The sequence below is a fragment of the Seonamhaeicola sp. S2-3 genome, assembly GCF_001971785.1.
GTDB lineage: Bacteria > Bacteroidota > Bacteroidia > Flavobacteriales > Flavobacteriaceae > Seonamhaeicola.
Genome location: NZ_CP019389.1, coordinates 1715107 through 1740779, shown reverse-complemented (window position 1 = coordinate 1740779; position 25673 = coordinate 1715107). Strand labels below are relative to the sequence as shown.

Below are 25673 nucleotides of genomic sequence, written 5' to 3'. Positions count from 1 at the left end.
CTACTTTAAATGGTTTCCCAAATTATTAACCTTGAGTCGTCCTAAAATAGGTTGACAGTTTTTATAAATTAAATTAAACCTGAGAATTTAACTTCTCAGGTTTTTTGTTGTGTATAAAGTTAGGTGTTTTCATGTTAAGGCTCAAATGCGGTCTTTTATTGTTATAAGTTTCTATAGATTCTTTGATTAACCGTTCAAGCTCTCTTCCATTATTGCACTTATAAATTAAGAACTCTTGTTTTAAAATTCCATTAATGCGCTCTGCTAATGCGTTTTGGTAGCAATCATAACCATCTGTCATTGATGGTATTACGTTGTTTTCCCTTAAAGCCTTTTGATAGACAAAAGCACAATACTGTAGTCCACGATCAGAATGATGGATAATTTCATTATTTGTATCTCTTTTCTTTATGGCCATATTAAAAGCTTTGACTACATTTTTTGCACTCATATCATCACTTAATTGATATCCAACTATTTTTCTACTATAAGCATCTGTTACCAAAGATAAATAATGTGTTTTTTCTCTGCTTTTTATGTAGGTAATATCACTTACAAACACATGTTCTGGCCTATTAGGTTGGATGTCTTTTAGTAGGTTAGGGTGCTTTTTAAGCCAATGTTTTGAGTTTGTGGTTTTGGTATAGTTTTTCTTTGGTGTTATTAATAAATGTTCTGTTTTTAAATAAGCAAATAAGGCATCTCTCCCTATTTTTATTTGATGTTTATCAAACTCTGGCTTTAGCAAGTAGTAGAGTTTACGTGTACCCAGTCTTGGCATATCTCTACGAATAACAAGTACTAAGGATTTTATCTTTGAGAGTTCTTTGATACGTGCTTCTTTACGTTTTTGAGCTTGATAAACAGCTTGTCTACTTATCCCTAACAATCTACATGAGTGCGCAATGGCTACTTGCTTGTCTTGTTTGATGATTTGGATTGTTGGGATAAAAGCTTTTTTCTAATAGAAGTACCAAATTGTTTGTCTGATACATCTATCATTGTATTGAGCAATAAGTTCTTTAATCGCTCATCTTCTAGTTCTCGTTCTAAACGCTTTATCCTTTGGGCTGGTGTTTCTTTTTCTTTAGGCAAATTATTAAAGTTTGGTTTACTCCAATCTAAAGTACCATATTTTCTTAACCATACCAAAACGGTACTCCTGCCTTGGATACCATAAGCTTTTTGAATCTGTTTGTATGTGTAGTTGCCTTTTTCTACTTCGGACACCAAGGCTAATTTAAAGCCTAAATTGTAATCTCGTTGTGTGCGCTTAAATCGCTTGTGTTCTTTATTTTTCATAATAAGTCGATTTTGTGTCAACTTATTTTAGGACGGGACACCTATTTATTAAAAGCCAGAAATATAAAATTTCTGGCTTTTTTGTTTTTAATGGGTAACAAATATCAACCTTAGCGTATATAGTAATAAACAACCTTTTTAAGGCATGAAAAAAAGTATTAATATATTGGCTGTTATACTAACAATAATTATTGTGCTAACAATAATTGCCAATATAGTAATGATTTTAACTTACTAATAATGTTTAAAAACCTATTACCTATAGTCTTTGTATATTTAAACACCTAAATATTTTTGTTATGCCTAAAATATTACTTTATTTTCTGGTTTTTACTTTTTCCTTTTTTGGTTTTTCTCAACAAACTAAAGAAACCGATAGCTTAACAAGAACCGCTACTATAAAAAATACTACTCATGGTAATGTGGTTAGTTTTACACCACAAACACCAGAATTAACCCAAATTGCTGGCGCACCCAAAGCGTTTTATACGTATCATTGGGAATTTGGCGATGGCCATTATAGCAAAGAAAAAAGCCCAAAACACACTTATAAAAACAAAGGCGAATATGAAGTAAAACTTTGGGCAACTAATAATTATGACAACGGAAAACCACCTACTACTCGTCCCAAAAAAATAACCATTAGCAATGTAACTGAAGATTTTGAGGAAGTAGCCTCAATGACCGAAGATTTTACATTAAAACGAAACAGAGAACCTGTTCCAGATCAAGAAATGGTAGTCATTTTAAGTTACAAAAACACAAAAGAGTATGTTACAAATGGTAAAATATATTTGTTTTATAACGAGCTTAAATACAAAAATGACAACTTTGAATTAATTGAAACCAGAACACATCATAACGAAAAAGACATTTCAAATAACGGTTTTGCTTATACATATAATATAGATAATGAAAACACCTATTTAGCTTCTTCTAATAATGATATTGTAGAAAGCGCTTTAACACTTCAAGATTCTACAGAAAAAATGAATTTACCTTTAACCATTCAAGAATCGCAAAGCATATACAAAGACTGGAGTTTATTAGAATTTGACAATATGCAACCTAATGAAGAGCGTAACATTTTTTTTAGTTTAAAAACTACCCCAGAAATGGTAAAAGATACCAGTGCTATAATTTCAGTTCGTGGTATTTATGTACCAGATTCTAATTATGATAATCATAAGGTTAAAGATATGGAAATGGAAATTGTAACCTCGCACGATCCCAATAAAATGTCTTCTAACGGTACGTTTATGAACTACAGACTTGTTCGCTTTAAAACTCTAAAGTATAAAATAAAGTTTCAAAATAATGGCGAAGGACCCGCAAGAACTATACGCTTGGAAACTGATATTCCTGATATGTTAGATAAATCTACTTTAGAAGTAATCGACATGTACCCTAAATGTGATATTTGTCCTAAAAAAGACGTTCTATATAGTTGCTTAGACACTACATTTACAGACAAACAAGCTATTTTCACCTTTAAAAATATTTACTTACCAGGTAGCGAACAGAAAAACGTAAAAGAGTATGATTCTACAAAAGGTTTTGTAAAGTATAAGATAAAATTTGCCAAAGATTTCCATAAAAAGAAAACTAAAAGCAGAACAGCTATTATATTTGATAAAAACGAACCTATAATAACCAACTACTCTACTACACGCTTTTTACCAGGCATTTCTGTTGGTGCTAAAGTAGGTTATAATTCGTTTGGAAACCTAAACAATTCTGAAAGCTATTTTATAGGTGCTACCATTTCTCCTTATAAATCTTATCGTTGGTATTGGCAGGTAGAACTTATGAATAATTTTCATTCTTATGATGCTAACACCAATGTTACCGATGAAATTATTGATGACCCCCAAGGGTTTAGATTTAGGCAACGCACCACCACTAACACCAGTTATGAAAATATATATTGGGATATCCCCATTCTTTTAAGATATAATGTGAATAATTATATTGGACTTGGTACTGGTTTACAAAATACTATTTCGGTTAGCGAAAAACAAAACCAAAATATTTCAATTGAAGAATTTGAAGGCACAGACCCCGATGCACCTATAATGAGCAGCACCAAAGAACAAAATTCGCTTTCAAACTCATTTACAAATTTAAGAACAGGGGTTTTATTTGAAGCCACCGCAGGTTTTGCCAGAATTGGCCCTAGCCTTGGCGCTCGTTATATTATGAATTTTGAAAATGATTTTAACTATTGGCAATTCTATGCCATTTGGAAATTCTAGTACCTAAGGTACATTTGGCATTTTACTCTTGTGAATAATTATTAATGAAAAAATTACTTTACTTTTTAGTCCTCATCCATGGCTTTTGCTTTTCACAGGAACTTGAAGAACAAATTTATGTGGCTGCAGAAGCATTTATAGCTAACCCAAATGAGGCTTCATTACAAATTTTAAATAAACAAGAACTAAGATTTAAATCTCAAGTAAAAACTAAAGATGAACAATTAGCTTTAGTGTTTTTACAAAGCCATAAAGGGTACTACTTACAAAATCATTCTAAGTTAAAAGAAGCCATTACTACTTTTGAAGATGCTGTAAAACGTTTCAATAACAACAACTTATCAGAACTATCAGATTTTGATATTATTGAAAGCTGCCTAATTCCTTTAGGCAACCTATATACCAAAACAGGTAACTTTACCAATGCCGAAAACACCATAAAACAGTACAGTTATTTAGCAAAAAAAAAGAGACTACTTAAACATGAAATTAGTGGAGCCATAAATTTATCGCAACTGTATTACACCTTAGGAAAACATGAAACGGTTATAAAACTCACTTCAAATTTTATTAATAATCCTAATATTAGTAAAAGCCAAAAACAAAAGTTAATTAACCTTAAAAATGAAAGTAAAATTGCGCTTGGAACTTTTTCTGAAAAAACAACTTTAAACAACAAACTTCATTATAAAATAGCACTTCAAAATGGTAATTTTTCAAAGGCTCTATTAGAGTTTCAAAAGTTCAAAAAGCAACAATTATCAATTAAAAATTTAACCCAAAGAGAAATAGCTCAAATTTATATTGAAGAAGCACAAGTTTACCATTTAAACAACCAAAATAAAGCGGCTTTAAAGAGTCTTGAAATGGCGCTACAGTCACTTATTCCCAACACAAATTTTAACAGTTTACCAAAAAAAGAACTGCTTTATGCCGAAAATAAATTCATTGACATTTTTGATCTTTATTCAAATATTGAAACCAACCCCAAATTAGCCTTAAAAAGTTACGATTTAAGTTTCCATGTATCTCATTTACTAAAAAACACATGGACAACACAAGAGGCTAAAATTTTAAATGAAACCAATAATAGAATTAGGAGTGAAAAATGTATTAATTTGCTTTTTGATGCTTTTAACAACACTCAAAACGACTCTCTTTTATTTAAAGCTTTTGAATATTCTGAAAACAGTAAAGTATTCACTTTAAAAGAAATGTTTTTAAAAAAGCAACGTCTAGAAAAACACCCAACAGACAGCCTTTTAATTAAAGAATACAATCTTTTAAAGCAACAAGAACATATTACCAGTAAACTTGTTATTGAACAGTTAGAAAACAATAGACCCACAGAAATAAATAATTTAAGCAAGCAATTAAGCGAGATAAGCCTAAAAATTAAGTCGTTAAAAACACCTATTTCTAAAAAGTATTCAGAATTTAAAAATCTAATTTCAATACAAAACTTGCAAAATAAATTACTAAAAGACAATGCGGTTTTAGTTGAATATTTTTATGGAAAACAAGCCATTTATCAATTTATAATTTCTAGTACTAACATTAAACTAAACAAGCTAATTGAAACCAACAAAGCAAAAAAAGTAATTACTAATTACATTCACCTTTTTGATGATGCTACCAAAATTAATGACAATGTTTCTAATTACACATCGCAAGCATTTAACCTATATCAATCACTAAATTTCAAAGAAGTTTCAGCTTATAAAAACGTCATTATTATTCCAGATGGGTTACTCAATTTTGTACCTTTTGAAACACTTTTAAATTCTAAAACCACTACTACGTCATTCTCTAAAATGCCCTTTGTGGTTAAGTTTCAAAACATAGCTTATAACTCTAGTGCGTTTTTTTATTTAAACAATAACCAACCTAAAACCAATAATAAGTTGTTAGGCGTTTTTCCGGTTTTTAAAAATTCTAGTAAACATCTTTCTTTTTCTTTACAAGAAGCCAATGCTATTAAAAAAGAAATGCCTTCTGAAATACTAATAAATAATAACGCAAGTAAAACCAACTTTATAAAAAAGGCTAAAAATTATGGCATGTTGCACTTATCTACCCACGCAAGTAGTGGTAATTTTGTTAAGCCTGCTAGTATAGATTTTTATAATGAAAAGCTATACGTAAATGAGTTATACAGCCTTAACCTTAACAGTAATTTAGTAGTTTTAAGCGCCTGCGAAACTGGTATTGGCAAACTTTTTAAAGCAGAAGGCGCCATGAGTATTGCTAGAGGTTTTCAATATGCTGGAGCTAAAAACTTACTGTTTTCATTATGGCAGATAAACGATTTATCTACATCTCAAATCATGCAATCGTTTTATAAGAGTTATAGCAACACACAATCGGCTTATTATGCTAACCAAATGTGCAAATTAGAGTATTTAGAAAACCCCTCTATTAGCAATGCTAAAAAATCGCCCTACTATTGGGGTGCTTTTGTGTATTATGGTGAACTATCAAAACCCACGCCTAAATCTTATTTATTGTACGGAATAATTTTAGGATTTATCTTTCTTATTATATTACTTTTACGTTTTAAACATAAATAAGTGTCATGGAAAAATCTCTACAAGAATTTTTATTAGACAAAGGTTATACTAAAATAAAATTACACCTTACCAAGACCAATCATTTTGAAATTAAAGCTTCAATTAACGGTAATCGCGGGCGTTTTATTTTAGACACTGGAGCATCTAGTTCTTGTGTTGGATTTGAAGCTGTAGATACTTTTAATTTAAAAGCCGAAGATTCTGTTATTAAAGCTGCAGGGGCAGGCGCTATTGACATGGACACTAAAATGTCTAAAAAAAATAAGGTTAAAATTGGAAAATGGCGCCATAATAAGGTTGTTTTAGTACTTTTTAACTTAACGCATGTTAATACTGCCTTAATGAATCACAACTCTAAACCTGTAGATGGTATTATTGGTGCCGATATTTTAAAAAAAGGTAAAGCCGTAATAGATTATCAAAAGAAATATTTATATTTAAAATTGTAAATCTACCCTTGATAGATTAATAATAATTAATAGCAACATACTCCTCTCTAAAACAAATGAATACTACTATAGTAATCGCTGATGACCACCCTTTAATGTTAAGGGGTTTAACTGATTTTTTAACCTCTAAAGGGTTTAATATTGTTGGTAGCGCCACTGACGGAAAGTCTGCCTACAACTTAATAGTAAAATTAAAACCTGAAATTGCTATTCTTGATATAAGAATGCCTTATAAAACAGGTTTAGAAATAGCCGAAGACTGCCAGAAAAACAACTTACCTACAAAAATTATTTTAATCACTTTTGATAAAGAAGAAGAAATTTATGACCAAGCAAAAGCTTTTAACGTTTATGGTTATATTTTAAAAGAATTTGCTATTGAAGAAATTGAAAACTGTATTGAAAATGTTGTAAATAACAAACCTTATTTTAGTGAAGAAATAGCCTCACACCTAAACTCTAGTCCTATTGATAGTCATTTAGAAGCCATTAAGCTTTTAACAAAATCTGAATTAAAAATAGTAAAACTTATTTCTGAAAATAAAACCAGTAGTGATATTGCCGAAGAACTATCAATATCTGTAAGAACAGTTGATAAGCATAGAAGTAATATAGTTGCTAAATTAGGTTTAGATAATAAGCCCACTTCACTATCAATTTGGGCCAATTTAAATAAAGACCATTTAAAAAATACGTAGAAGTGCGTATTTTTTTTAACGCTTATACAACTTACCTTTACAGTGCTATTAATTAGTTCTTAGGGAGAATTAAGAAAGCTCTAGTATTGTAATAATCTAGGGCTTTCGTTTTTTTATATACTTTCCATTTCCTCCTTTATAAATAAAAATACGTACAAGTGCTTATTTTATAATTAAGGCCTTTACTATAATTTTACACTCGCTATTAAGCTATTTATAATTCTTTTTTAGAGAGATTAGAATTATTAAATCAAACTCTGCATCTAAACGATGCAGAGTTTTCCCCAAATCTAATTTAAAGTTAAATTATCATGGAAAAAAGAAATAAGATTCTTGATAAGTGCTGTATAATTGGGCTAACAATACTTGTTATCATTGTAATTTCTATTAATATTTTTATTTGTTTTAGTTAGATAATGGTAAAAAAAAGCTGTCTGAAAAGGCAGCTTTTTTTTGCATTTTTTTTAGTTATTTTTTTAACTTTAAGAATGTGTAAAAAAAGTAGTTTTCAAGTCCTATAACTAAGACCTGCTTTGTCTGTTGCCCCAAGTTATGATGATTTAGTTCCAGAGCATCATCCTGTTCAAATCGTAAATACAATTATTAATCATTTAGATATTACGCTTTAGAAGCAAGCTATAAAGACGGTGGCACCTCTAGTTATCATCCACAAATCTTACTCAAGGTAATTATTTATGGCTATTTACATAATCTTTATTACTCAAGAAAAACAGAACAAGCCTTTTATTTATGAGAACATTCATTTTATGTGCTTAATGGTCAAAGCAAACCAGACCATAATACAATAAACGATTTTACAAACAAACGTTTACAAAATCATTTAAAGAAAATCTTCCTTCAAGTTGTTATTTTGCTTGCAAGAAGGAGTACTATTCTTAAAAGACGAGCAAAGAACGTATCAAAAAACGAAAACAACGCTGTTGGGATGTAGAAGCTATTTTAAAAACATAAACTTTAAAACGCTTTATGCTCTGAGGTATCGATAAAGTAAATGTAGAAATAAAACTAATTGCAATGGCACATAACCTTAAAAAGTATAGTTTAGCTATATAAAACTGATTAGCTAATGATAAAAGCCCTTTTTTTAAATCAAAAACTAAACAAAATCTATTCTGAAAAAAAATCGTCTAAAAATTGCTTTTTAGACGATTTCTTAAAATATCTATAAAAAAGCTTATTAGAAATTATATCTTAAGCTAAAGTTCCAAGTTCTTCCGTACCCAAATCTTACACGATTTTCTACGTTAACACCTTTCCAAGATTCATCTCCAGCTTCAACATGTTTATTTTCATCAGAATATTCTAAATAAACTTCATCAAATAAATTGTTAACGTTTAAACGGAATTGTAAAGAATTCTGATCATTTTTACCTAATAACCATTTGTAAGACAACCCTAAATCTACGGTATCAAATGATGGTAATTCAATAGAACCTCTATTATCAGGGTTTGAGAACTCGCTTCCTCCGTAGTTAGCATTACCGTAAAGTTTATCGAATTGGTTCCAATTGGCATCTACCTTAAATCTTGGTAATATTTCATATTTGGCTCCAATACCAGCTGTAAATTGAGCAGCATTACCAACTTTAGCGCCATCAATATAACTTGTTCCTACTTCTACTGGTGCACCTCCACCTTCTACAGTTTTAATAAGTGTTACATCGCCGTCATATTCCCAATTACCTACAGATAAAAACCCTTGTAATTCTAAATTATCTGTTGGTCTAGCAAATAATTCTAACTCTCCACCCATATGAACTTGTTTGATAGGGCTTGTAGAATAAAATACATCAGCAATATTATCGTCATCAGTATCTTCAGAATCATAATCAATTCTGTTATCCCAAATAGTATAGTATAAGTTTAAGTTTGCTGATATTTTTTCTCCTATATATTTATATCCAGCTTCAATACCTGTTATTTTTTGGTTTTCATCACTTAATGGATTTAATTGGTTTGAACCTCTATCATCAATAAATAAATCACTATGGTAAGGTTGACGAGAATAATAACCTGTATTTAAGAATACAATATTATTTACATTAATATTATAAGCTCCCCCTAACTTTACATTAAATCCTGGGTTATTAACTGTTTCTGATTTTTCTCCTTTACCTTCTGTTGAAGAGTTACCATATTCTGTTCTAACGTGTGATTGTGTAGAGGCAGATCCTTGGAAAAATGCAGAAAATTTATCTTTAGAATATTCTATTTGACCAAATACACCTAAATAATTGATATCTTCTTCATAATCATAATAAGGGTGTAAACGTTGCGCATGATCATCATTAGTATTAAATAAGATGTTCCATGGGTTAATTCCTCCGTAAGCTTTAGTTACTTCATAAGCTCCACCATTATAAATACTAGAATCACTTACAGAATCAACAGTAAAAAATTCGTTTACACTTCTAAAGTGAACACCATTATATAAACGTACATCTGCACCTACATTAAAGCTTAGGTTTTCATTTAATTCATTATTATAATTAGATACTAAACCATACCAGTTGTGGTTATTATTAGAGCCTCTTGCATAAGTTGCAACACCACTAGAAAATTGTGATTGAACAAATGCACCTCTACCTAAAGAACCATATAAAACAGTTGATAAAGATGATTTATCATTAATATTCCAATCCCAGTTTATGTTTGCTACTGGTTTATGATAAATATTACGTCCGCCAGGGTAAACACCACTTGCTAAATTATTTGGACTATCTACATTAGTTGCATTCCAACTATTGTAACGTCTTCCTCTGTCTTCTTCTAAAAAATCAATTAAATCTGCACTTCCTGCAGCAGCATGCCATTGAGGAGCTCCTGTTAACATTAAATTTAAAACATGGTTATCATTTACTTTATAACCAAAAGATAAGAAATACGTTTGACCTTGACCTTCAGTATGGTCAACATATCCATCACCTCTCCAGTGCCCTAATAAAGCTGTAAAAGCAAAACCTTTTTCAGACATTCCTGTAGAGTAAGAAGCAGACGTTTTAGTATAACCATCATTCCCTATCATTTGTTGTATAAATCCTCCTTCTTTTTTATCAATGGTTTTTGTTACAATGTTTACAGTACCACCAACAGAAGAAATAGCTAATTTTGATGATCCTAAACCACGTTGTACTTGTACTGCTTGAGCTACATCTAACACTCCAGACCAGTTAGACCAATACATTTTACCATCTTCAGCACCATTAATTGGTTGACCATTAAGTAAAAAAGCTGTATTAGTTTGATCAAATCCTCTTAAGAACATTTGTCCGTCTCCAAAACCTCCGCGTTGTGTTGTATGTACAGATGGTGTAGACTTTAATAACTCAGGTAAATCAGAGTTACCTGCTTTTTCTTGAATTCTGTTAGCTTTAATTGTAGAAACCGCTATAGGTGTTTTTCTATCTTCAGCTAAATCAATGACTCCAGAACCAATTATTACAATTTCTTCTAATGAGTTGTCTGGTTTAATAGTAATGTTACCTAAATTAGCACTACCATTAAAAGCTACAGTTACTGTTCCGTACCCTACATAAGAGATAGCAATTTCTCCTGCAGTAGCTTGCGTTGTTAATTTAAAGTTCCCGTCAAAATCAGTTGAAACACCATTAGAAGTTCCTTTCTCAACAACATTTGCACCTGGTAGTGGCGTATTTAATTCTGAATCAATTACAGTACCTGTAATTGTACTTTGAGCAATAATAGCAGTAGTAAATAACATAGCTACAGCCATTAACAAAAATTGAGTAGTTTTTTTCATAATTAAGAAAAATTAATTGAATTAGTTATGCAAAAATACGGATAAAGAACGGTAATATGTTAAGCCTATGTTAACAAATATTAACAATTTTTATAATTAAAAAAGGCATAAACATTAAAATATTTATGCCTTTTTTATAGATTTAATTATAAATTATTAGTAACTATTTATTGTTTTTGTAAAAATTTAACAAATTAGTTGTAGAAGAGTCATGTTGGTTTGTTACCACACTATTAAACTCTTGTAATATTTTAGTTGCTAATTGTTTTCCTAATTCTACTCCAAACTGGTCATAACTAAAAATATTCCAAATAACACCTTGAACAAATATTTTATGTTCATACATAGCTATTAGTTTTCCTAAACTTTCAGGTGTGAGTTTTTTAATAAATATAGTATTTGTTGGTTTGTTGCCTTCAAATACTTTAAAAGGAATGATATCTTTTTGCGTTCCCTCATCTTTTACTTGGTTTTCTGTTTTACCATTTAAAAGCGCTTCTGTTTGGGCTAAAAAGTTAGAAATGAGCTTATCTTGATGGTCTTGGTTACCATGTAAAGATTTAGTAAACCCAATAAAATCTGCTGGAATTAATTTTGTTCCTTGATGAATTAATTGGAAAAACGCATGTTGTGAGTTGGTACCTGGTTCTCCCCAAATTAATGTTCCTGTTTGATATTCAATAGGATTTCCGTTTCTATCAACACTCTTTCCGTTACTTTCCATAATGCCTTGTTGCAAATAGGTTGCAAACTGATTCATATACTGAGAATATGCAATAACGGCTTCACTTTCGGCATTAAAAAAGTTATTATACCATATGCTTATTAAACCTAATACTACAGGAATATTATTTGCAAAGGCTTCATTTTTAAAATGTTCATCCATTTTATTGGCTCCTAAAAGCAAACTAGCATAATTATCATAACCTACAGCTAAACTAATTGACAATCCCACAGCACTCCAAAGTGAAAAACGACCACCAACCCAATCCCACATTGGGAAAATATTATTAGAGTCTATGCCAAAGTTTTTTACAGCTTCAAGGTTTGTAGAAACCGCTACAAAATGTTTTGCTATATCTTCTTGCGTACCCGATTTTAAAAACCATTCTTTTATGGTATTGGCGTTAGACAGGGTTTCTTGAGTTGTAAAGGTTTTAGAAACTACTACAAACAGTGTAGTTTCTGGGTTTAATTTTTTTATAATTTCATTTACATGATCACCATCTACATTACTAACAAAATAAGTGGTTAAATGGTTTTTGTAATATTGTAATGCATCTACCACCATGGCAGGTCCTAAATCTGAACCACCAATACCTATATTTACAACATGGGTAAAAGGTTTACCTGTATAACCTTTTCTTTCTCCATTTACTACTTCATTAGTAAAGGTTTCAATTTTTCTTCTAACGTTATAAACTTCTGGAATTACATTTTCTCCATCAACAGTTACAACAGCAGATTCTGGTGCTCTTAAAGCTGTATGCAATACTGCCCTACCTTCAGTCTGATTAATTTTTTCACCAGAAAACTGACTTTGAATGGCTTCTTTTAGCTTAACATTATCGGCTAATTCTAATAAATACTGAAATGTTTCTTCTGTAATTCTGTTTTTAGAATAATCTACATAAAAATCATCCCATTTTATGGTGAATTTGTTTGCTCTATTGCTGTCTTGCTCAAACAAATCTTTCATATGTAAATTACTTACTTCTTTAAAATGATTTTGAAGTTTTTTCCAAGCTTCTGTAGATGTTGGATTAATAGTTGGTAATGACATATTATGAATTTGATTGTTTTATTAAAGTTTGTACTTGTTGTTCTTCTTCAATTATTTCTGGTTCAAAATAAATGTTATCTAACTTATACTTTATAGGCTTTATATAGTCTAAGTATTTTACTTTTAATGAATCTGAAATAGGTTTAGCCTCTGGTAATTTTTGTTTAAACGGATCTACCTGCCTACCATTAACCCAAAAACGATAGCAAACATGTGGCCCACCAGTATTTCCGGTCATACCTACCCATCCAATAACATCGCCTTGTTTTACAAAATCTCCAACTTTAACATTTCGCTTTTTCATGTGTAAATATTGTGTTTCATAAGTGGCATTATGCCTTATTTTTACATAGTTTCCATTACCTCCTCTGTACTCAGATTTTGTAACTGTTCCGTTTGCGGTAGCCATTATGGGAGTACCTATTGGGGCTGCAAAATCGGTTCCTTTATGCGGACGCAATTTATAGCCATAAACTGCTATTCTACGTCTTAAATTATATCGTGATGAAATACGACTAAATTTAACAGGTGCTTTTAAAAAGGCACGTCTTAAATTTTTTGCTTCTTCGTTAAAATAATCTATAATGCCTTTTACAGAATCTGTTTCAAATTGAAAAGCGTAGAAAGGTTCTTTATTATGTTCAAAATAGGCCGCTTTTACATCATGTATACCACCATAAATGGTATCATCAATATACTTATCTGTATAAATTACTTTAAATCTATCGCCTTTTTGAAGTCTTCTAAAATCTATAGTCCACGCATAAATATCATCTGCTAACTTATTAGTTAAAACTGGACTTACTCCTTTTTCATCTAGCGTTTCAGAAATACTGCTAGTAATAACTCCAGTAACTGTTTTTTCTACATATTTAATAGGTTTCCTGCTTTTATATACACTAATAGAGTCTTTAAAATTAATAACAACATACTCCTCTTTATTAGGCTGATATATAAATGATTGTGGTAACTCTAAAGAATCTTTAGAACATAAAATGGTGTAAGGTTTACCTACCTGAAGTTTCCTAATATCAAAAGTATCTTTGGCTTTTTCTGCTATTTGGAAAATTTTAGGATAGCCTATATTATTTCGTTCTAAAATAACTCCAAAAGTATCACCTCTTTTAATGGTGTCTCTTTTAACTACGTAGTCGTTTAATTTGAATCCAAATTCATACACATGTTTTGGCTCTTCAACTACTGCTACTTCTTCTTCAATTACCTCTTTTTTTTCTTCTTTACAATTACTAAAAAAAAGTAATGCAAGAACTAACAGTACTAAATATTTGCTCCCCAATCTTCTATTTCTTTTTTCGTCCATAATTCTGGAAAAAATATTCTTTTTTGATACTTTGGATGCATGTATTTTACCCATTCACTACCACCAGTTGCCTCAGCCGTTTTACCGCCTATATTTAAGTAATGGTTAGCTGTTGCATAGTGTGCCATAACCCACTTAATATTAACCGTATAATCGTAATGGCGCATGGCTTTTACTAGTGCTTTATTTTGCTGTGCTTTTTTGGGTAAACTTTTAAATTTAGACCAAAGATTGTTTTTGTAATAAAATTTGGTAAATCTAATAAACTCTTCTTTATATCGTTCTTCAAAAACTGTTAAAGTATATGTTTTTTTTCCAGTTTTGTAATCTTTTCCTGCAGCTTGCCAATACAAATGTTCAAAGGCGTTTTCGTAAGACGAATTTCTATCAATAGTATCTCTAAATCGTTTATCTATAAGATTTATTAATTCTGTTGAAGCAAATTCAATTTTTCTGTATTGGGCACTTTGAAAACCACTTGCAGGTATAAGGGTTTGTCTAAATTTGTTGTACTGTTCTATACTCATCCCGTCTTTCATAATACTGAAAGATGATGTAAGCACATCAAAGTACCTACTTATTCGCATTATTTTATCTGTAAAAACAGTTTCTTTTATTTGTTCACTTTCTGCTACTTGCTGTATCTCTGTAAGTATCATTTTAAATAGCAATTCAGTGATTTGATGATACATGATAAAAACCATTTCATCTGGGAAGTCTGTTCTTGTGATTTGAAGATTTAATAACGCATCGGTTTGAATATAATCCCAATAAGTAATGGGTTTACTATGCAGTAGTCCTTCTAAATGATCTTCTAAATCTTGGTCTATTGCCTTGTATTTTTCTTTAAGTTGGTTGGTAATATTTGATTCTAAACCCATTAATTTTTAACAACTATTTGGAACGGGTGTTTTAACCCCTTAAAAGCGTCAAGGTCTGCTCTTAAAGACCCCACAGCTAAATCTGCCTTAATGCGCAAAGGTAGTTTATTTTTGTCTTTTGATACCCATAGCGTTAAACTTTCTTCTTCTTTAAAAACACGTCCTGCCATAACATAGGGTCTAAATTTTAAGGTTTCTATTTCTCCAAAATCTGTATCTATAGTATCTTCTCCTAAATACTTTAGTTTAAAACCATAATTTTCTTTATCAAAAAACATATCTACTCGCACCTCATCACCAACTTCTAAATTATTGGTATCCATATGGTTTCTTAAATAATAAAAGGTTGATACCATATCTTGAATATTGGGTTTGGTATCTATAACAAACTTTTTGTTATGTTTTTTATCATTTACGTATGCTTTGTTTTTTTCCTGATCAAAGTCTATTTCAATATCTTTAGTATAACCTCCTTCATCAATCTTTCTAACAAATTTGTACGGCAAATTGGTTTTTTTATCAAAATAGCTTTCATACCTATCTTTTACTTTAAAAAACCATTTTATCATACCAGTAGTCCAGCCTTTTCCTACGACATGATAAACTTCTTTATTATTTAAAGTAGTTTCATTTACAGTTAAAGTGGCATTTCCAGCTTTCATCCATCCGCTATAGCTCATCCTAAACTTAAACCATTCCCCTTGTTCAAAGGCAGATTCTTGTTGGGCAAATATGGTTTGAAATGCGCCTATTGTTAATATAAGTAGTAGTTTTTTCATTTCGTGTTGGGTTATGTAATTAACTTCTTAAGCGTTTATTTATTGTTTTTACCCAAGAAATTACAATTACTATTCCAAAAATATAAAAAAAACAATACAGCCTGTTTTATGTAAGAAGTTCTTAACGATAATTTGTTACATAAAAAACGCCTTCTAAAATACACTGAAGGCGTTTTTTAACGTATTCATTTACAAACGTTTTTACAAAGTGCCGCGTTTAGCCTGCTCTCTTTCAATAGACTCAAAAAGGGCTTTGAAGTTTCCTGCTCCAAAACCACGCGCACCCATACGTTGAATTATTTCAAAAAACAGTGTGGGTCTGTCTTGTACTGGCTTTGTGAAAATTTGAAGTAAGTAACCCTCTTCATCGGCGTCAATCATAATTCCTAAACTTTTTAGGATTTCAATATCTTCACGCAGCTCATGATTGTGCGTTAATAAACGCTCTGGCACAGCTTCATAATAAGCATCGGGTGGTGTAGATAAAAATTCTACACCTCTTGCTCGCATACCTTTTATGGTTGCTATAATATCATCGGTAGCTACAGCTATATGTTGTACACCTGCACTTTCATAAAAATCTAGATATTCTTCAATTTGTGATTTTTTCTTGCCTTCAGCGGGTTCATTTATTGGAAATTTTATACGGCCGTTGCCATTACTCATTACTTTACTCATTAATGCCGAATACTCTGTGTGTATTTGTTTATCATCAAAAGACAAAAAGTTTTCAAAACCCATAACATCTTCATACCATTTAACCCAAGTATTCATTTGTCCCCAACCTACGTTACCAACCATGTGGTCTACATATTTTAAACCTAAAGGTTCTGGTTTATAATCTGATTTCCACTCAACAAACCCAGGCATAAAAACACCGTGGTAGTTTTTGCGCTCTATAAACATATGCACGGTTTCTCCGTAGGTGTAAATACCAGCTTTTACAACCTCGCCATGTTCATCTGTTTCCACATGAGGTTCTATATAAGATTTTGCCCCTCTACTTGTGGTTTCTTCATAAGATTTTCTGGCATCTTCTACCCAAAGTGCTATTACTTTTAAGCCATCGCCATGCTTTACTATATGCTCATTTATTTGATTTTTAGAATTTAGTGGTGTGGTTAAAACCAAACGGATTTTATCTTGTTTTAACACATAAGATACCGTGTCTTTACTTCCTGTTTCTAATCCTTTATAGGCGTATGATTGAAAACCAAATGCTGTTTTGTAATAATGTGCTGCTTGTTTTGCATTACCAACGTAAAGTTCTACATAATCTGTTCCTAGAAGTGGCAAAAAATCTTGTGCACCTTCAAATATTTTTTCTAAACCGTAGTTTACTGATTCTATTTTTTTACTCATAATAGTTTATCTGTTTTTGTTGAATTGTTTTAGCCCCGATAGAAGCGGCATCCTTTTTTGAGGTACGAGAAAAAGATACAGCGGATAGCGGGAAATAGCTTCTAATAATTTTACTCTAACCAAGATTTATGGTAGCTTTCATCGGCAATTTTCATGGCTTCTTCTGTTACCATTAATGGTTTAAACGTATCTACCATTACAGCTAGTTCTTCGGTTTTTTCTTTACCTATACTGCGCTCTGTTGCTCCTGGATGCGGCCCATGCGGAATACCTGCCGGATGTAGTGAAATATGGCCAGCTTCTACATCATTTCTACTCATAAAATCGCCATCAACATAATACAAGACCTCGTCAGAATCTATGTTGCTATGATTGTATGGTGCTGGAATTGACAGTGGATGATAATCATACAAACGCGGTACAAAACTACATACCACAAAGGCATCGGTTTCAAAAGTTTGATGTACTGGTGGTGGTTGATGAATACGACCTGTAATGGGTTCAAAATCATGAATTGAGAAGGCGTACGGATAATTATACCCATCATACCCAACAACATCGAACGGATGTGATGCATATACCATTTCTATAATATCGCCCTGTTTTTTTACTTTAATGGTAAAATCTCCTTTCTTGTTATAGGTTTCAAGCTCCTGGGGTCTGCGAATATCGCGCTCACAAAAGGGGGCGTGTTCTAGTAATTGCCCAAACCAATTACGATAGCGTTTTGGCGTATAAATGGGACGGTGAGATTCTACAATGAAAAGCCTGTTATCTTCAGTATCAAAGTCTATTTTATAAATTACACCGCGTGGTATTAGAAGGTAATCACCGTATTTAAAATTTAAATTACCCAACATGGTGCGTAATTTACCAGTGCCTTTATGGATGAATATAAGCTCATCGGCATCGGTATTTTTGTAGAAATAATTTTTGGTAGATTGCTTTGGTGCTGCTAACACAATAGCACAATCATTGTTTAGTAAAACTGTTTTTCGGCTTTCTAAAAAATCGTTTTCTGGTGTTACTTGAAATCCTTTAAAACGATATGATTTTATATTGTTTTTAAGAGCTATTTTAGGTGCAACACTGTATTGTTTTTTGATTTCTTTTACTTGCGTGGGGCGTTGCTCATGATAACTATTGGTATACATACCATCAAAACCAATAGTACCAAACAATTGTTCATAATATAAACTACCGTCTGGTTTCTTAAATTGAATATGACGTTTATGCGGAATATTTCCTAATTTGTGATAAAAAGGCATTTTTTTAATATTTTAATGTTAAAATGAAATACTAAAAGCTGTAAAACTTTAAATATCAACTATATATAAAGATACAAAAATGCCTGCTTATTCAGGATTTCTCTTGATAAGGTAGTGAAGAAATTGTAATAAGTCTTTAAAGAAAAACTTCATATCCTTACAAATATCGATAAAATAAATAAAAAAACTCCTTAACGATACGTTAAAACCAAAATCCTAAATTTATATACAAAATACCTTTTTTGCTTTCTGGAGAGAAACTATATTTAGCTTGAACGGGGCCTAAAAAGGTATCTATGGCATAACCTAAAGCATACCCTCTGTAGTCTGGAAGCGAAAGCCAATTTCCAGAATCAAAAATATCATCTTCAACATTTGCCCAATTGCCTTCTAAAGTAATATGGTGTTTTTTATAAACTTCATAATCTAATCCTGCATAAACTTTTACGTAACTATTACCAGATAGTGAAATAAAATCATACCCCAAAAAGGGAATAAAATTGTTTATTAAATTATTGCCATAACCACCCAGAGAAAAATCTAAGGTTTGTGTGGTTTTATCTCCTAATTTAAACCCACCGCTAGTTTGTATATTAAACGCCAATTTATTTGATAAACTAAGCGCATAACCCATATCTACCTTAGCTATTGAAAACGGTTCAAAACTATTGTTAAAACGAGAAGCATAAAGATAAGCATGTATATCGCCATTAAAATATATGCCTTTTTTGGGGAAGTATTTATCATCATACGTATCTAGTTTAAGTCCACCAAAAAAACTAACATAATCTGTACTTTCAAAAATAAAGTCTTCGTCTTCATCATCAGTAGCTAGTGTCTCAGAGCTTATTTCTAAGCGCTTGTGTTCTGCCCCAATACTTAAAGCAAAATCTTTTCTAAAAAGGGTTTGCAAATAGAATTGATTGGTTTGGTCTTGCAATTCAACATCAATTTTATTTAAGCCCATAGCATCAATTTCAGAATCATCTAATAACAATTGTGCACTTATATTTCTATTAAAATTATTAAATCTAGAACGTAAACCAATACTCCAATAAAAACCTTTATCTATTAAATATTCAAAATTATATCTAACATTATCTCCTAACACCACATCTAAGGAAGCGATATCATTATTGAACAAAAATCTTTTTTTAGTAATATTTGCTATAGCTCCACTTTTGTATAAGTTATCATAGTGTACTCCAAACTTAAAAAATGTAGTTATTTCTGCTTCTTTTAAGTTAGCATGAAAATTGAAACCATCATTTTCTGATGATTTTAATTGATATTCAAACGAATCAAAATTTTCTGTTGCAATTAAATTGTTAACGCCCTCTATTAAGTCAGAATAGCTAATTTTTGTATTACTTTTAATTTTTAACTTACCTAAAACATAAGCTCTAGTATAGTTTTTTAAACCTTTTATTGAAATTTCATTAATAACAACACTATCTTTTACATAAGGTTTTAACTGGGTTTTATTAGTATTTTTAGTCTGCTTTTCAATTAAGGCTTTCAACTCCTCTTGTTTTTTTAACGCTGCTACACTACCTAAATTTACTATTTGTTTTGCTGCATCAAAAGACACGACGTTGTAATTTTTAATATTTGGTTTTATGTAAATGTCTGTTTTTTTAGACTTTACCTCCATATCTTTTATAGTTCTGAAATTGCTAATTTGAAGCAATACATCTGGAGCCGATGTTAATTCATTTTTATCCATGAGTCCATCTTGTACATCTACCCCAATAATAACATCCATACCTTTTGCTCTAAGCTCATCAATTGGATAATTATTTACAACACCTCCATCAATTAAAAGTTGATTATTTAAAGTAACAGGCTGAAACAGGGTTGGTAATGCTCCACTAGCCATAACACTTTGAGTTAAATTACCTTTTTCTAGCATGACTTGTTTGCCTGTTTCTATATTAGTAGCAATACAAAAAAACGGTATAGGCAGTTCACTAAAATCTTCTACATTATTAACATGAAGCAATAATTTTAATAAATAATTGTATGTGTTTTGTCCTTTTGATAGTGCTGAAGGTAACTTTAACTTATAATCATTAAAAGGCAGTTTTACAGCATATTTTTCATCGTTATTCCTTTCAAAAAAACCTTTTGATGCTCGGGGTAAGTTATCAATAATAATATTTTCAAAATCGGCTACCCTAAAAATAGAGTCTAGCTGTTTACCAGAGTACCCAGAAGCGTACAACGCCCCAACAATAGCCCCCATACTAGTTCCTGCTACATAATCTACTTTTACACCTAAACTATCAATAACTTTTAACACGCCAATATGCGCTAAACCTTTGGCGCCACCACCACTTAAAACCAAACCTACTTTTTTAGTTTCTTTTTCTTGTGTATAAATTTGCGCTTTCGCGGAAACGAAAACAAGAAGGAATACTAGAAATATAAAGCTTTGTTTTTTCAAGTTTTAAATTTGTTTTACATGATAATGATTATAAACCTTTTCTGCTCTTGACACTCCAATTACAGCCTCTAGTTCATCTAACTTAGCATTAGCTACCCGTTTAGCCGATTTGAAATGTTTTAGCAACTCTACCACCGTTTTTTCACCAATACCTGGAATGGTTTCTAACTCTGTATTTAACGCACTTTTGCTGCGCTTATTACGGTGATGTTCAATACCAAAACGGTGCGCTTCATTACGCAATTGCTGAATAATTTTTAATGTTTCACTTTTCTTGTCTAAATATAAAGGAATTGGATCATTTGGATAGTATAATTCTTCTAAACGTTTAGCAATTCCTATAATGGCTATTTTACCTCTTAACCCTAAAATATCTAAACTTTTTAAGGCTGAAGAGAGTTGCCCCTTACCTCCATCAATAATTATAAGTTGAGGCAAAGGCTTATCTTCATCTAACAAACGTTTATAACGCCTGTAAACCACCTCTTCCATAGAGGCAAAATCATCTGGTCCTTCAACCGTTTTTATATTAAAATGACGGTAATCTTTTTTACTAGGTTTTCCGTTTTTAAACACTACACAGGCAGCTACAGGATTAGTTCCTTGTATGTTTGAATTATCAAAACATTCTATATGGCGTGGTTCTTCGTATAAACGTAAATCGGCCTTCATTTGTGCCATAATACGGTTAGCATGCCTATCTGGATCTACAATTTTATCTTGCTTAAAACGCTCTATTCTATAATATTTCGCATTGCGAAGCGATAAATCTAGAATGTGTTTTTTATCGCCTAGTTTAGGGATGGTTACTTTAATATTTTCACCTATATCAACCTCAAAAGGCACATAAATTTCTTTTGAATTTGAATGAAACCGCTGCCTAATTTCGGTTATAGCTAACTCTAACAATTCTTTATCGGTTTCTTCTAATTTCTTTTTAATTTCTAAAGTATGCGATCTTATAATAGAACCGTAAGATAATTGTAAAAAATTCACGTAACCATAGGTTTCATCACTCATAATAGAAAACACATCTACATTACTAATTTTAGGGTTTACTATGGTAGAACGTGCTTGATAGTTTTCTAAAACTTCAATTTTTTCTTTTATTTTTTGAGCCTCTTCAAACAACATGTCTTCTGCAAGTTGTTTCATTTGTCTTTTAAATTGTTGTAGAGAATCTTTAAAATTACCTTTTAAAATTTGCCTTATAGCTTTTATATTTTTACTGTATTCTACTTCGGTTTCTTTTCCTTCACAAGCACCTTTACAGTTCCCTAAATGATATTCTAAACACACTTTATATTTACCTGCCTCAATTTTTTCGGCAGCTAAATCATAATTACATGTACGCAACGGATATAAACCTTTTATTAAATCTAACAAGGTATGCACTGTTTTTCCGCTAGTGTATGGCCCAAAGTACTCGCCGCCATTTTTAAAAACCCTTCTGGTAGAAAAAACCCTTGGAAAACGCTCGTTTTTAATACAAATCCACGGGTAAGATTTGTCGTCTTTCAGCATGACATTATACCGTGGCTTATGCTTTTTTATTAAGTTGTTTTCTAGCAACAAAGCATCGGTTTCGGTTTCTACAACAATGTGCTTAATTTTGGCAATCTTTTTAACCAACACCCTGGTTTTACCATTATCATGTGTTTTGGTAAAATAAGAACTTACGCGTTTTTTTAAGTTTTTGGCTTTTCCCACATAAATAATAGTACCTTCTGCATCAAAATACTGATACACGCCCGGTGCATTGGGCAATGTTTTTAGCTGAATATCTAGGGTAGGTTCATCCATTATCTCAAAGGTAATTATTAAATTTTGTATGATTAAATTTTAATAAAACTAAAATTTTGCATTGACTTATTTACTACATTGCGCCACTTTTTAAAACCGCTAATGAATAAAAAAATTATTGGGAGAATTGACAAAATAGATTTTCCTAAACTGGAACTCTACAATATTGATGTTAAAATAGATACAGGTGCATACACCTCTGCAATTCATTGTTCTGAAATTATAGAAATAGACCACGCTTTACTTTGTATTTTTAATAGCGATGTGCATCAAAACTTTGGTAAAACCGAAATTATTTTTGAATCTTATTCTTTAACAAACGTAAAAAGCAGTAATGGTTTTAAAGAAAATAGATATAAGGTGAAATCTGATGCTATTTTTTTTGGCAAAACCTACAAGATTAACTTAACTTTAAGCACTAGAGACGATATGAGGTTTCCCGTTTTAATAGGCAGGCAATTTCTAAGTAAAAAATTTATAGTTGATGTAGATTTAGAAAACGTTTCTTATAATACCAAACCATATGAACATAGTTATTCTTTCTAGAAACGCTAACTTGTATTCTACAATTAGGCTTATTGAAGAGGGCGAAAACAGAGGCCATGACATGGAAGTAATAGACCCGTTAAAATGCGACCTTATAATAGAAAAAGAAAAGCCAACCATATATTATAAAGACCGTTATTTAGATTACGTTGATGCTATCATTCCTAGAATTGGCGCTTCTGTAACTTTTTTTGGGTGTGCTGTTGTACGGCAATTTGAAATGATGAATGTTTTTACATCGGTTACTTCAGATGCTATTATTCGCTCAAGAGATAAATTACGTAGCTTTCAACGGCTTTCTAAAGCGGGTATTGGCATGCCTAAAACAGTGTTTACTAACTACTCTAGAGATATTGAAAAAGTGTTATCGCATGTAGGTGGCACACCTGTAATTATTAAACTATTAGAGGGTACACAAGGTTTAGGTGTTGTTTTAGCCGAAACCAAAAATGCAGCAGAATCTGTATTAGAAGCTTTTAATGGCTTACAAGCACGAGCACTTGTTCAAGAATATATTGCCGAGGCCAAAGGCGCCGATTTACGTGCCCTAATTGTTGACGGCCACGTAGTGGGTGCTATGAAACGACAAGGAAAAGAAGGCGAATTTAGATCTAACCTACACCGAGGTGGCAGTGCAGAAATTGTAAAACTTAGCGAAGCAGAAATACAAGTTGCCATGAAAGCTTCTAGAGCTTTAAAACTCCCTGTTTGCGGTGTAGACATGCTACAATCTGGCAGAGGCCCGTTACTTTTAGAAGTAAACTCTACACCAGGTTTAGAAGGCATTGAAACCGCAACTGGTAAAAATATTGCTAGAAGTATAATTACCTATATTGAAAGAAACAGACACTAAGTCTATAACAGAATGTAATTAACATATGAGTATTGAAAAAGACATCTTAACCATACTTAATGAAACTATAGCTCCAGGAGAAAGCAAAGAAGTAAATTTTGATGTAGCTAATTTACATACCTCAACATCAGTTAATGTTCCTGTTATTATTGAACGCTCTAAAAAACCCGGACCAACCGTATTGTTTACAGCTGGTATTCATGGTGATGAAGTTAACGGTGTAGAAATTGTTCGTCAATTAGTAGCAAAGGGCATAAATAAACCTAAACGTGGTACTATTATTTGCATTCCAGTTATCAATATTTTTGGTTTTATTAACCTGTCTAGAGAATTTCCAGACGGAAGAGATTTAAACAGAGTGTTCCCCGGAAGTCTTAAAGGCTCTTTAGCTAGCAGAGTTGCATATAAATTAATTAATGATGTGGTACCGCACGTAGATTATATTATAGATTTCCATACGGGTGGTTCGGGCAGGTTTAATGCTCCTCAAATTCGTGTGGCTGAAGGTAATATAGAATTAAAACAACTTGCCAAAATATTTGGCGCTCCGTTTGTCTTATATTCTAAAAACCTAAATAAATCCTTTAGGCACGCTTGCTACAAATTAAACAAACCATTACTTCTTTTTGAAGGAGGAAAATCATTTCATATTGATGATATTGTTACCAACTCTGGCGTTAATGGCTCTAAACGTGTGCTTAAACATTTAGGCATGCTTAACTCTAAATTTAAGACTTCTAGCCCTAAAAAAGCTTGCGTTTTTATTAAAGACAGCAAGTGGATAAGAGCTAAATATTCTGGTATGTTTAAACCAGCTGTTAACATAAATTCTACGGTTAAAAAAGGAGATTTATTAGGCAATATTACAGACCCCTACGGTAAACTAAATTACTTTGTAAAATCGCCTAATGCCGGACATATTATTAACGTAAACCAATCGCCTATTGTATACCAAGGTGATGCTCTTTTTCATATTAGCACCAAATTGAATGACAAAAACTGAATTACGTAAAAAATATAAAACCCTTAGGAAAAATTTATCTTTAAATGATATAGATGAATTAAGCATTGCTATTGCCAATAACCTTATTAATTTACCTATTTGGAATCATTCATTTTATCATATTTTTTTAGCTATTGAAGAACAAAAAGAAGTACAAACCGATTATATTTTAAGTATTCTATCTGGTAAAGACAAAAACATACTTATTTCAAAAAGTGATTTTGAAACCGGTACTATGACACATTTTTTATTGACAGATAGCACAAAAATTAAAAAGAATCATTACAACATTCCGGAGCCTGTTGATGGTATTGAAATAGAAAACAATAAAATTGAAGTTGTTTTTATTCCGCTTTTAGCATTTGATAAACAAGGTAATAGAGTTGGTTATGGTAAAGGGTTTTACGATAGGTTTTTAATCAACTGCAAACCCGAAACCATAAAAATAGGGGTGTCTTTTTTTGAAGCTGAAGATGAAATTGATAATGTTTTTGAAGGTGATGTAAAACTTGATTATTGTGTAACCCCTAAACAAGTTTATAAGTTTTTTTAATTTATTCTGAATTCAGTTAT

General features: G+C 31.4%; 19 protein-coding genes. 9 read left to right on the top strand and 10 right to left on the bottom strand.

Translation table 11 applies throughout. The annotated features are described in order from the left end of the window. Window positions 1-73: 73 nt before the first annotated feature. Window positions 74-1302, bottom strand: a protein-coding gene (locus tag BWZ22_RS08005; RefSeq protein ID WP_371326805.1) for an IS3 family transposase whose coding sequence is annotated in 2 segments (ribosomal slippage) — window positions 74-942 and window positions 942-1302 — 1230 coding nt in all. Because the reading frame shifts where the segments join, the coding sequence is not laid out codon by codon here. A 299-nt stretch (window positions 1303-1601) separates the two neighbouring features. Between BWZ22_RS08005 and BWZ22_RS07995 the strand changes: the two genes are divergently transcribed. The 5 genes from BWZ22_RS07995 to BWZ22_RS17085 all read left to right on the top strand — a co-directional run bounded on the left by BWZ22_RS07995 (window position 1602) and on the right by BWZ22_RS17085 (window position 8028). Continuing rightward, window positions 1602-3557: a PKD domain-containing protein gene (locus tag BWZ22_RS07995; RefSeq protein WP_076699191.1), complete on the top strand. Its 1956-nt coding sequence runs from the start codon at window positions 1602-1604 to the stop codon at window positions 3555-3557. Between the two features lie 44 nt (window positions 3558-3601). Next, window positions 3602-6127 carry a CHAT domain-containing protein gene (locus BWZ22_RS07990; protein WP_076699190.1) on the top strand — a complete coding sequence of 842 codons (2526 nt, stop codon included), beginning with the start codon at window positions 3602-3604 and terminating at the stop codon, window positions 6125-6127. 5 nt (window positions 6128-6132) lie between these two features. After that, on the top strand, window positions 6133-6576 hold the full coding sequence (locus BWZ22_RS07985) for a TIGR02281 family clan AA aspartic protease (RefSeq protein ID WP_076699188.1): 444 nt from the start codon (window positions 6133-6135) through the stop codon (window positions 6574-6576). Between the two features lie 56 nt (window positions 6577-6632). Continuing rightward, a complete protein-coding gene (locus tag BWZ22_RS07980; protein ID WP_076699187.1) occupies window positions 6633-7274 on the top strand; it encodes a response regulator transcription factor in 642 nt (213 codons plus the stop codon). A 673-nt stretch (window positions 7275-7947) separates the two neighbouring features. Then, the gene (locus tag BWZ22_RS17085; protein WP_076702370.1) at window positions 7948-8028 is read left to right on the top strand and encodes a hypothetical protein; all 81 of its coding nucleotides are present in this window, start codon (window positions 7948-7950) and stop codon (window positions 8026-8028) included. A 444-nt stretch (window positions 8029-8472) separates the two neighbouring features. Here the strand turns inward: BWZ22_RS17085 and BWZ22_RS07970 are convergent, their stop codons facing one another. The 9 genes from BWZ22_RS07970 to uvrC form a co-directional block, all read right to left on the bottom strand. Continuing rightward, window positions 8473-11055 carry a TonB-dependent receptor gene (locus BWZ22_RS07970; RefSeq protein ID WP_076699185.1) on the bottom strand — a complete coding sequence of 861 codons (2583 nt, stop codon included), beginning with the start codon at window positions 11053-11055 and terminating at the stop codon, window positions 8473-8475. Between the two features lie 163 nt (window positions 11056-11218). After that, the gene (pgi, locus tag BWZ22_RS07965) at window positions 11219-12838 is read right to left on the bottom strand and encodes a glucose-6-phosphate isomerase (protein ID WP_076699183.1); all 1620 of its coding nucleotides are present in this window, start codon (window positions 12836-12838) and stop codon (window positions 11219-11221) included. 1 nt (window position 12839) lies between these two features. After that, window positions 12840-14159 (bottom strand): peptidoglycan DD-metalloendopeptidase family protein, encoded by a 1320-nt coding sequence (locus BWZ22_RS07960; RefSeq protein ID WP_076699182.1) that lies wholly within the window; start codon window positions 14157-14159, stop codon window positions 12840-12842. After that, window positions 14117-15040 (bottom strand): tryptophan 2,3-dioxygenase family protein, encoded by a 924-nt coding sequence (locus tag BWZ22_RS07955; protein WP_076699180.1) that lies wholly within the window; start codon window positions 15038-15040, stop codon window positions 14117-14119. The genes BWZ22_RS07960 and BWZ22_RS07955 overlap by 43 nt, the downstream gene beginning before the upstream one ends. Continuing rightward, complete coding sequence (locus BWZ22_RS07950) at window positions 15040-15819, bottom strand: DUF3108 domain-containing protein (RefSeq protein WP_076699178.1); 780 nt, start codon at window positions 15817-15819, stop codon at window positions 15040-15042. The genes BWZ22_RS07955 and BWZ22_RS07950 overlap by 1 nt, the downstream gene beginning before the upstream one ends. Window positions 15820-16020: 201 nt before the next feature. Continuing rightward, window positions 16021-17181, bottom strand: coding sequence for a 4-hydroxyphenylpyruvate dioxygenase (gene hppD / locus BWZ22_RS07945; protein WP_076699177.1), 1161 nt, complete (start codon window positions 17179-17181; stop codon window positions 16021-16023). Window positions 17182-17291: 110 nt separating this feature from the next. Then, complete coding sequence (locus tag BWZ22_RS07940; RefSeq protein ID WP_076699175.1) at window positions 17292-18449, bottom strand: homogentisate 1,2-dioxygenase; 1158 nt, start codon at window positions 18447-18449, stop codon at window positions 17292-17294. A gap of 202 nt (window positions 18450-18651) precedes the next feature. Then, the gene (locus tag BWZ22_RS07935) at window positions 18652-20895 is read right to left on the bottom strand and encodes a patatin-like phospholipase family protein (RefSeq protein WP_232225247.1); all 2244 of its coding nucleotides are present in this window, start codon (window positions 20893-20895) and stop codon (window positions 18652-18654) included. A gap of 3 nt (window positions 20896-20898) precedes the next feature. After that, entirely contained in the window at window positions 20899-22698 is a 1800-nt protein-coding gene (uvrC, locus tag BWZ22_RS07930) for an excinuclease ABC subunit UvrC (RefSeq protein WP_076699174.1), read from the bottom strand. Window positions 22699-22800: 102 nt separating this feature from the next. Between uvrC and BWZ22_RS07925 the strand changes: the two genes are divergently transcribed. Genes BWZ22_RS07925 through BWZ22_RS07910 form a run of 4 tightly spaced genes read left to right on the top strand, consistent with a single transcriptional unit; the run spans window position 22801 to window position 25653 of the window. Next, window positions 22801-23244, top strand: coding sequence for a RimK/LysX family protein (locus BWZ22_RS07925; protein WP_076699172.1), 444 nt, complete (start codon window positions 22801-22803; stop codon window positions 23242-23244). Continuing rightward, window positions 23222-24097 (top strand): 30S ribosomal protein S6--L-glutamate ligase, encoded by an 876-nt coding sequence (gene rimK / locus BWZ22_RS07920; RefSeq protein ID WP_076699170.1) that lies wholly within the window; start codon window positions 23222-23224, stop codon window positions 24095-24097. The genes BWZ22_RS07925 and rimK overlap by 23 nt, the downstream gene beginning before the upstream one ends. A gap of 25 nt (window positions 24098-24122) precedes the next feature. Then, window positions 24123-25100, top strand: a complete 978-nt coding sequence (locus BWZ22_RS07915; protein ID WP_076699169.1) for a succinylglutamate desuccinylase/aspartoacylase family protein — start codon at window positions 24123-24125, stop codon at window positions 25098-25100. Beyond that, on the top strand, window positions 25087-25653 hold the full coding sequence (locus BWZ22_RS07910; RefSeq protein ID WP_076699168.1) for a 5-formyltetrahydrofolate cyclo-ligase: 567 nt from the start codon (window positions 25087-25089) through the stop codon (window positions 25651-25653). Before BWZ22_RS07915 ends, BWZ22_RS07910 begins: the two co-directional genes overlap by 14 nt. Window positions 25654-25673 lie beyond the last annotated feature (20 nt).